We start from the raw sequence: 700 nt of genomic DNA, 5'->3' as shown, positions 1-700 counted from the left end.
GATCCGATGATCGTTACAACTTGGCCCTCTTCAATTTCCAAATTAATGTCCTTCAAGGCATGAAGCTTGCCATAGTATTTATTAACGTGATCAAATTTTATAATCGCACTCATTGGTTATACACCCTTCCTTCAATTTATTAATTTAGGCACTACAAAAAGGCTATAGAATCCACCATAGCCTACCCAAGAAATACCTATTTATACCCAGAAATGTTAATACTTAAAAAATACTTGTTTTCAGTATAACTATCTACTAAGGTATTGTCAAGTTTTTGAGCTAGCAACAGCATTATTCAATTGATTTATTGTGAATTTTAAAGTTGAAAAGAAACTATAGTGACTGTTTTAAGCAAATAAATTCGGCTTTAGCAAAAAGAAAGCTGACTGTTGGTCAACTTTCTCCTTCATTTTCTCTTTTATGACGCATAACGCTTTGACAAGTATGAAGCCAGCTTCGACAAGGCAAAACAGATGATGAAGTACATCACCGCAATTATCAAATACATTGGAATCATGTAAGTCGAATTCTGGCTGTAGATGATCTGTGCCCGGTACAATAATTCCGGCAGCAGGATGATCGTAGCCAGCGACGTGTCCTTGACCAGCGATACGAACTGCGACAGCAGCGCCGGTATCATGTTGTGCACCGCCTGCGGCACGATGATGTGGTACATGGCCTGCACGTACGTCATCCCGTT

At 39.1% G+C, this 700-nt stretch carries 1 protein-coding gene and 1 pseudogene; both read right to left on the bottom strand.

What is annotated here, in order from left to right; all coding sequences use genetic code 11:
* A pseudogene (locus KI210_RS08555) lies at window positions 1-113 on the bottom strand (amino acid ABC transporter ATP-binding protein); the annotation flags it as partial.
* A 305-nt stretch (window positions 114-418) separates the two neighbouring features.
* The coding region (locus KI210_RS08550) for an ABC transporter permease subunit (protein ID WP_212781464.1) at window positions 419-700 on the bottom strand (282 nt) is incomplete at its 5' end.

Source organism: Lactobacillus corticis, from assembly GCF_018327645.1.
GTDB lineage: Bacteria > Bacillota > Bacilli > Lactobacillales > Lactobacillaceae > Lactobacillus > Lactobacillus corticis.
Note: the sequence above shows the minus strand (reverse complement) of the source record. Positions and strands in the feature narration are given on the sequence as shown.